Source organism: Pseudomonas sp. FG98, assembly GCF_057808595.1.
Window position 1 is genome coordinate 1 of the sequence record NZ_JBMDIJ010000152.1, and the last position, 6,451, is coordinate 6,451.

A 6,451-nucleotide genomic window follows, 5' to 3' on the forward strand; every position below is an offset into this window, starting at 1 on the left:
ACTCCCACAAGGATCCTGGTCGGCCGCTGGATCCGGGCCAGGCAAAGGACCTGTGAGAGCCGGCTTGCCGGCGATGAGGCCATAAGCGCCAGGAAATCTGTCAGCCGTTGCTGGTGGTCAAGGCCACCACCACCTGCTCCACCCCGGCCTTCAATCCGGCCAGGCTATCGGCGCTGTCGGTATCCACCACCACCAGCCTGGCGCCGGAGGCGGCGATGACATCGGCCACGGCTTGCACCGGCTGCTTGTGATGCAGCACCAGCGCGACATCCTGGTCTTTCAACTCATCACCCAGATGCTTGAGCTGCTCCGGGGTCCACTGGTCATCGGCCACCTGCGGGTGATCCACCAGGTCCAGGTTCAGTCCGCCGATCAGGTAGCCCAGGCGATCCGACAAATTGACCACGCTGAGGTTGTCCGCTTCGGCCAGCTTCGCTTCGCTGCTGGCGCTGAGGTCGAGCAGCTGGCGCTTGAGACCGGCGAGGTTGGCCTGGATCTTCGCCTGGTCCGCTGGCGAGAGGCGTCCGAGGTCATTGGCCAGGACGTCGGCCATGCGCCCCATGTTGGTCGGGTTCAGCCAGGGGTAGGCGGCGAACACATGCTCGCCCTGCGCGGCGATGCCCGGCAGGGCGCCGTCCACCGGGCGCGCAGCATCGATCTCGACGATGCGGATATTGCTGCGCCGGGCCACCGGGTACAGCGGGTCGTCGCTCCAGATCGAACGCAAGCCGATCACCGCGTCGGCCTTGCCCGCCGCCTTTTGCAGGCTGGCGGCGCCACGGCCGCTGAAGTAGGAGGGCTGGCGGCTGGCCGGGATGTTTTCCGGGGCGGCCCGTTGCAGTTTCACCGAAGTGCCGTCCAGCAGCAGGCTGCCCAGGCCATAGGTGACCGGCAGCGAAGCCAGCACGGTGACGCCGGCCGCTTGCTGCGCGGCCGGTTTGGCGGTGGCCTGGGCGTGGCTGGCGAGGGGCAGGCCGGCCAGCAGCAGGGCCAGGCTGAGGTGCTTGAGGGTTGCGTTCATGCCGGGTTTCCTTGCAGGCGTGGAACCAGGCCGCGGGCCAGCGCGGCGAGGGCGAAGAAGCTGCCGGCGACCAGGATGATCGCAGCGCCCGAAGGCACCGGCAGGTCGAAGACGATGGGCAGCAGGATGCCGATCAGGGTGCTGAGGGTGGCGATCAGCACCGAGGTGAAGAAGAAGCCCTTGAGCGACTGGCTGACCATGCGCGCCGCCGCCGCCGGGATCACCAGCAGGGCACCGACCAGGATCGCGCCGATGACCTTCACCGCCGCCACCGTGACCAGGGTCACTAGGACCACGAACAGGTAGTCGAGGGTCTTCACCGCCACGCCGCGCACTGCCGCCAGTTGCGGGTTGAAACTGGCCAGGATGATGCGGTTGTACAGCGGCAGGGCCAGGCCGAGGACCATGGCGCCGACGATGCCGAGCACCACCAGGTCATGGCCGCTGACGGTCAGCACCGAGCCGAACAGTACGTTTTCGAGGATGTGCACGTTGATCTTGCCGGCGAGCATCAGCAGCAGGCTGGCGCCCAGGGCCAGGGACACCGAGAGGAACACGCCGATCAGGGTGTCCGGCGACAGCCCGGTACGGTTGCGCAGGAAGTTGAGCAGGATGCCGAACAGCAGGCAGTAGCCGAACAGGCTGCCGTAGGGCCCCGTATAGGGCTCGCCGAGGAGGATGCCGATGGCCACGCCGGTCAGCGCCGCGTGGCCCACCGCTTCGGAGAAGAAGGCGAAGCGCTTGACCACCACCAGGGTGCCGAGGCCGCCGAGCACCGGGCCGATCATCAGGCCGGCGAGCAGGGCATTGACCACGAAGCCGTAGGCCAGGGCTTCGGGCAGGTAGCCGGAGGCGGCCCAGCCCTGGATCAGCAGGCGGAATTCTTCGTAGTTCATCAGGCGCTGGCCTCGCTGCGCGGGTGGATGGAGAACAGGCCGAGCAGGCGCTCGGGGGTCAGCGCCTCCTTGGGCGGCGCGTCGAACAGCACCCGGCGGCTCAGTCCGGTGACGCGGTCGGCCAGACGGGTCACGGCTTCCAGGTCGTGTTCGATCCATAGCACCGTGGTGCCGGCCTGGCGCCACTCCTGCAGCAGGCGCTCGAACACCTGGATGCCGGCTTCGTCCAGTGCCGACATGGGTTCGTCCAGCACCAGCAACTGTGGTGCCGGGATCAGGCCCTGGGCCAGCAGCACGCGCTGGCGCTCGCCGCCGGACAGCGCGCCCATGCGCCGCTTGCGCTTGTCCTGCATGCCGACCCGGGCCAGCGCCGCGTCGATGGCCGGTGCTACTTGCCGCGACAGGCCAAGGAAGGCCGGGCGGCGCTGGCACATGGCAGCCATGAAGTCGTCGACGGTCATCGGCAGGCCGCGGTCGAACTCCAGGGCCTGGGGCACGTAGCCGATCAGTTGGCGCTCGTCCGGCCAGGTCAGGGCCAGGCGACCCTGGTGCGGCATCTGCCCGAGCAGGGTCTTGATCAGCGAGCTCTTGCCGCCGCCATTGGGGCCGACGATGGCATGCACGCTGCCGGCCGCGACCTGGAAACGCACTTGGTCGAGGATCCGCGTGCGGCCCAGGGTCAGGTCGATGCCGTCGAATTCGATGGACGGTCCGCTGGGGGCGGCGACGACCGCTTCGGCCACGGTCATGCCTGGTTCTCCTTGATCGCCCGGACCACGGTGTCGAGGTTGCGCTTCATTTCCACCTCGTATTTTTCCTTGGTGTATTCGCCGTAGGAGATGTGGGTCAGCGGGTACAGCTTGACCCCGGCCTCGCGCTGGATGGTCTCGACGTAGGCGGACGGGAAGTCCATCTCGGAGAAGATCACCTTCACATCCAGGGCGTGCAGTTGGTCGATGGTTTTCTTCAGTTGCGCCGGGCTCGGCTCGATGCCGTGGGCCGGTTCGACCACCGCGGTGACTTCCAGGCCGAACTCGCGCACCAGGTAGTCGTAGGCGGCGTGGATGGTGGCGACGCGGAACGACGGGTTCGGCGCTTCGGTCAGCTGGGCCAGGGCATCGGCGCGCAGCTTGCGCAGGCGCTTGGCGTAGTCGCGGGCGTTCTGGCTGTAGTACTTGGCGTTGTCCGGGTCGAGCTTGCCCAGTTCGCGGGCGATGTTGTTGATCTGCGCGATGCTGGCGCTGATCGACAGGAAGGTGTGCGGGTTGACCACCTTGCCGGCGCCACGGGCGGCGATGCCGGTGGCCGCCAGCAGCGGCACGTTGGCGTTGGATTCGATGGTGGCGATGTTCGGCTTCTCGCTGGCGGCGATCATGCGGTCGGCGAAGTCATCGTGGCCGACGCCGTTGAGCACGACCACGTCGAGGGTGCCGATGCGCTTGATGTCCTCGGCCCGCGGCTCGTAGGCATGGGGGTTGAAGCCGGCGGGAATCAGCGGCACCACTTCGGCGCGGTCGCCGACGATGTTGCTGACGTAGCTGTAGTAGGGGTGCAGGGTGATGCCGATGCGCAGCGGCTTGCCGTTCTCGGCAAGGGCCAGGGCAGGCAGGGCAAGGGCGACGAACAGGCTGAGGACACGGACGAAAGTGGAGCGGAGCATGGGCGTTCCTTGGCGGTCAGTGCTGATGCTGGCGGGTGACACCGGCGTCGTAGTGGGCGGCGATCTGCTTCCAGCCGGCAGCCTGCAGGGCGCTGGCGGTCAGTTCGGCGGGCAGGGCGGGCTCGGCGTTGCGGTTGAGCCAGACATCGGCGGCGCCATCGTGGGCCTCGGGCACCAGCAGCAGGAAACTGCCGGCGGTTTCCGGGCGCGGGCTCAGGCCGAGGTAGGCATTGCCCGGTACGGAGCGCCACTGGTGTTCGCCACGGGTGATGCTGCTGGCGTCGCTGACGAAGGGCGCGAAGCCTTCCTCGGCCAGCAGCTCGACGCTGGCCAGGCCGGGCTCTTCTTCACGGCGCGCCTGGATCTCGTCGAAGGCCACCCGCAGGTCGGTGTAGATGCCCTGTTCGGCGGCGTTGAGGTCGCGCCGGGCATCCAGTTGGTGGGCCTCGATGCGGGTTTCATCGTCGCGTTCGCCACGCAGGCCGACCACGATCGCGGCCAGTACCAGGATCAACAGGGCGACCAGCGCCACGTAGAGGGTTTCGTGCCCGGCGCCGGCCGGGCGTACCACCTGGACCCGGCTCATGGTTCACCGATGTCGGCGTGGTCGATTTCCACCACGTGGCCGGGGCCGGCGTCGAACAGCACGTAGAACTCGCCGGCCGGGCGCTTGAAGGTCAGGGTCGAGTCGGTGCCGAGCTTGCCGGGGACCAGCACCGTCTCGTCGTAGCCGATCACATCGAGGGTTACCCCCGGTGCGCCGCTGCCGTCGGAGAAGCCGCCGGTGCACTTGATCTGCTCGCCGTCCACCGGCTCGCACTGGCACATCGGGTTGTGCGCCAGGGCGGGGCCTGCCAGGCACAGCAGGAACAGGGGCAGGGCGAGCCTGCCGGCCTTGAATGTCATTTCTTGCCTCCTTGTTTGTCGAGCCAGGCCAGGGTGGCGGGCGACGCCTTGGCCAGAGGGACCGAAGCCTGGTGCATGCTGCCGTCCCAGCCTTCGAGGGTAATCCACAGTTCGGCATCGCCACGGGTACGCTCCGGCACCGGCAGGCTGGTGGCCATGCGGTGCGGGTTGCCGAAGAAGATGGTGCCGGCGGCGCGCAGGCTGCGCGGCTTGCCGATGCGCAGGTAGGCGGCCTTGACCTCGCTGCCGCAGGTGGCGCAGAGGGCGGCGTTGAACACCTTGAAGTAGCCGGCCGGGCCGTCCTGGCGCGGGGCTTCGGCGCGCAGTTCGGCGAGGCTGATGCTCCACGGGCCGACCGCGATGTTCTCGATCGGCGTGGCGCCGAGGCCGCTTTCGCCGCGGAACAGCTTCTGGTCGGCGAAGTACTTGGGCATGAAGCCCAGGGGCACCAGCAACAGCAGGATGTTCAGGTGGAAGCGCCATTTCAGCCACCACTGTTTCAGCGGGCTTGGCGTGGCAATGGCGTTACTGGCGTGGCTCATGACTGCACCTCGGTGGTGGTTTCCTGGCTGACCTTGCGCTGGCGTGGCGGTTTGTCCGCGCGCTTGAGCGCGGCGGCGGTGGCCTGGGCGGTACGCTTGGTCCAGATCAGCAGGCCGCTGAGCACCATCATCGACAGCACCAGGCCGAAGAAGGCCCAGATCAGCTTGATTGCCAGGCCGCCGAAATCGCCGGTGTGCAACGGACGCATGGATTCGGTGACGAACTCCAGGGCCGAGCGGTCGCCGACCAGGAACGAGGCGTCGACATTGCGCGTGTAGGGGTTGACGCTGGCGGTCTGGAACATCAGCGGATACCAGCCGCGCCCGCCCAGGTAGATGTGGCCGTAGGCATTGGATGGCAGCTGGGCGAAGGTCACGTCCAGGCCCGGAATGTTCGTGGTGGCGATAAGCGTGGCCTGGTCGAGATCGATGCGCGCGACGGGCTCCCTGCTGTCCGACAGCGGCACGTCCTCGCGGGCGATCACCGGGGTGATCGGCTCGGTGGAGATGGTGATGTGGTTGTCGCCGAGGATCGCCTGGATCAGGAACCAGGTGCCGGTGATGGAGATCACCGCGATGAACCAGATCGACCAGATGCCGCTCAGGCGGTGGAAGTCGCCCCAGAAGATCCGCGCGCCGTGGTTGAAGCGCAGCACCGGCTTGAAGAAGCCCTTCCAGAACTTCTTGTAGACCACCAGCCCGGTGACCAGCGAGGCCAGCATCGGCAAGCCGAGCAGCGACACCAGGTACCAGCCCCAGCTGTAGCCGTTGGTAAAGGGCACCAGCCACCAGCCGTGCAGGGCGCGGGTGAAGCCTTCGAAGTTGAAGTCCGGACTCTTGCCCTGGATCGCCCCGGTGTAGGGGTTGACGTACAGCGTCGGCGCCGTGCCGTCCGGGTAGGTCACCGCCACGTTGAGGGCGAAGTGCGAGCCGTCCGGCTGGCTGATGAAACGCACGGCCATGTCCGGCTCGGCCTTCTTCAGCGCATCGAGCACCTGCTGGAAGCTCAGGCGTTCGGCGGCGTCGTCCGGTTTGCTGGCACGCACGTCAGGGTTGGCCAGCCAGACGATTTCCTGGCTGACCACCGCCAGGGTGCCGGTGACACAGACGATCAGCACGAAGAACCAGATGGGCAGGGCAAGCCAGCTGTGGATCAGGAACCACAACCTGGATTTGGACTTTTTCGATTGTTGGGCCATTGCATCAGTCTTTTTCGTAAAAAGTGGGGTCGAGCCAATGCTCAACCTGAGGGCTGCACTAGTAAGGACGGATGAGAATCGGAAAACCGTCAGAGAATATGTAAGCAAATAATTCAAGGGCGGCTTTCCGGGCAGCTCCCGGATGACTGATGTTGTAACTGCGGACCTCCTTCGAAGGTTGGAATGCAGTCCCTGTGGGAGCGGGTTTACCCGCGATTGCTATGGTG

General features: G+C 66.8%; 8 protein-coding genes. All 8 read right to left on the reverse strand.

Annotated elements, in window-relative coordinates; all coding sequences use genetic code 11:
• Positions 1-100: 100 nt before the first annotated feature.
• The 8 genes from ACODSK_RS32005 to ACODSK_RS32040 are packed head-to-tail and all read right to left on the reverse strand — an operon-like array spanning position 101 to position 6,224.
• Positions 101-1,021, reverse strand: a complete 921-nt coding sequence (locus ACODSK_RS32005) for a metal ABC transporter substrate-binding protein (RefSeq protein WP_489022073.1) — start codon at positions 1,019-1,021, stop codon at positions 101-103.
• Positions 1,018-1,917 (reverse strand): metal ABC transporter permease, encoded by a 900-nt coding sequence (locus ACODSK_RS32010; RefSeq protein WP_489022075.1) that lies wholly within the window; start codon positions 1,915-1,917, stop codon positions 1,018-1,020. The genes ACODSK_RS32005 and ACODSK_RS32010 overlap by 4 nt, the downstream gene beginning before the upstream one ends.
• Entirely contained in the window at positions 1,917-2,666 is a 750-nt protein-coding gene (locus ACODSK_RS32015; RefSeq protein ID WP_489022076.1) for a metal ABC transporter ATP-binding protein, read from the reverse strand. Before ACODSK_RS32015 ends, ACODSK_RS32010 begins: the two co-directional genes overlap by 1 nt.
• The gene (locus ACODSK_RS32020; RefSeq protein ID WP_489022077.1) at positions 2,663-3,577 is read right to left on the reverse strand and encodes a metal ABC transporter solute-binding protein, Zn/Mn family; all 915 of its coding nucleotides are present in this window, start codon (positions 3,575-3,577) and stop codon (positions 2,663-2,665) included. Before ACODSK_RS32020 ends, ACODSK_RS32015 begins: the two co-directional genes overlap by 4 nt.
• A 16-nt stretch (positions 3,578-3,593) precedes the next feature.
• The gene (locus ACODSK_RS32025) at positions 3,594-4,163 is read right to left on the reverse strand and encodes a DUF6162 family protein (protein WP_489022079.1); all 570 of its coding nucleotides are present in this window, start codon (positions 4,161-4,163) and stop codon (positions 3,594-3,596) included.
• Entirely contained in the window at positions 4,160-4,483 is a 324-nt protein-coding gene (locus ACODSK_RS32030; protein ID WP_489022080.1) for a hypothetical protein, read from the reverse strand. Before ACODSK_RS32030 ends, ACODSK_RS32025 begins: the two co-directional genes overlap by 4 nt.
• Positions 4,480-5,025 carry a thiamine pyrophosphate-binding protein gene (locus ACODSK_RS32035; RefSeq protein WP_489022082.1) on the reverse strand — a complete coding sequence of 182 codons (546 nt, stop codon included), beginning with the start codon at positions 5,023-5,025 and terminating at the stop codon, positions 4,480-4,482. Before ACODSK_RS32035 ends, ACODSK_RS32030 begins: the two co-directional genes overlap by 4 nt.
• Positions 5,022-6,224 (reverse strand): PepSY-associated TM helix domain-containing protein, encoded by a 1,203-nt coding sequence (locus tag ACODSK_RS32040; protein ID WP_489022084.1) that lies wholly within the window; start codon positions 6,222-6,224, stop codon positions 5,022-5,024. Before ACODSK_RS32040 ends, ACODSK_RS32035 begins: the two co-directional genes overlap by 4 nt.
• Between the last annotated feature and the right edge of the window lie 227 nt (positions 6,225-6,451).